The 1,418-nt window shown below is 34.6% G+C and carries 2 protein-coding genes; both read right to left on the reverse strand.

Going from position 1 to position 1,418, the window contains the following annotated elements; genetic code table 11:
- A partial coding sequence (locus ACUSJC_RS16730) for a DUF6705 family protein (RefSeq protein WP_449270696.1) occupies positions 1 to 588 on the reverse strand: 588 nt, incomplete at its 3' end.
- The coding region (locus tag ACUSJC_RS16735) for a hypothetical protein (RefSeq protein ID WP_449270697.1) at positions 563 to 1,418 on the reverse strand (856 nt) is incomplete at its 5' end. The genes ACUSJC_RS16730 and ACUSJC_RS16735, both read right to left, overlap by 26 nt.

A 1,418-nucleotide genomic window follows, 5' to 3' on the forward strand; every position in this document is an offset into this window, starting at 1 on the left:
CGAAAAACTTTGAGATACATTAGTTATTTTTGCCTGTAAAATTACAACCGTTTGTCCTGAAGAGTCTAAAGATGTTATTTTACGGAGAATTAAATACCCAAATCTATCAGAAATATTATCCATTATGCTTATCACTAGCCTGTTTTCATTTGAACCACAAGTAGAGCAGATCCATCTGCGATAGTTTTTATCAACAAGTATATTGCCAAAAATATTATGTTGATGTTGATTTATATACGCTAGATCAATTTCATCTAGTGTATTAACGATTTCAGTTCCGTTTTCAATGTATTGGTATTCTCCTATGATCAGATCTTCATAATACCTTCCATTAAATTGCTGTATTTTTTTGACTAATTCTATTTTTAATTGAGTGGAACCATTGGTGTAAACAAAAGTACCTTCAAAAGCGTCCAGTAAATTGTTTGTGTCTTTGTAATAAGCATTAGCTATTTTATTTCCATCATCATCTAATAAATCAATAATAGGGCTTTGACCAAAGGTTAAAGAAGTTAATAATAGTGTTAGTATATATGCTGTTTTTTTCATCATTCTATATTTTTTAGTTACACGGAATATTTTGTACATTATTAGTAGTTTGATTGAGCTCTAGTCTGTCCCAGTTGTCTAAAGCGCTATTCGCTTTGTAAAGAGAAACATTTGTATTAAGTATTTGTTCTAAAAATGCTCTTTCATAATTTTTTGTTCCATTTTTATCTTCAGCAATAAATTTTTGTTCAAGTTCTGCGTCTATAGATGCAGCTATTTGTTTTTTGGTCATTCCATTATTAAAAGGATTGTTTAAAATCATATCAACAATATCGGCTGTTGAACTGTTGAATACTATAGCATACGTTTGATAATTACCCGTACCATCTAAATCACAAGTTAACAAAAATGTTGCCAAACCTTCATTATGTGAATCTATCTCCGAATTTATGCTGTGCAGTACATAGATGTCGCTCCAAGAAAACATAGGAAATGTTACAAAGGTAGGATGGGTATGAATTGCAACATATAAACCTGGAATAGTTGTCGCAGTAGGAATACCTATTAAAGCTGTAGACGTGGGAGGGAGTATTGCTCTTGAATAGTTCCCTGATGCATCTTTAGTTATTACTGCTCCTTTTTCTCCATTTGGGTTTATGGCAATATCCGTTTCTAAGTGATTTTGAATAATATCTTTTAAGGATGGAGTAATGGGAACATTAAACAAATCTTTCAGTTTTGAGCAGGGATCTGTAGGGTCTATCACTTGTTCCAACTCCGGAACAGGTACCGTTACCACGCCACCGCAACCTTTACAGGTTTTCGGGTCTACCAAGCCGTCATCATAATCCTCATCGCCCGGTGTTCCGCCGGTGTTTCCGCCACCGCTACTATCCGATCCTGAATCGCCGGTTCCGCTGTTACCACCG

The sequence above is a fragment of the Flavobacterium sp. U410 genome (assembly GCF_053570605.1).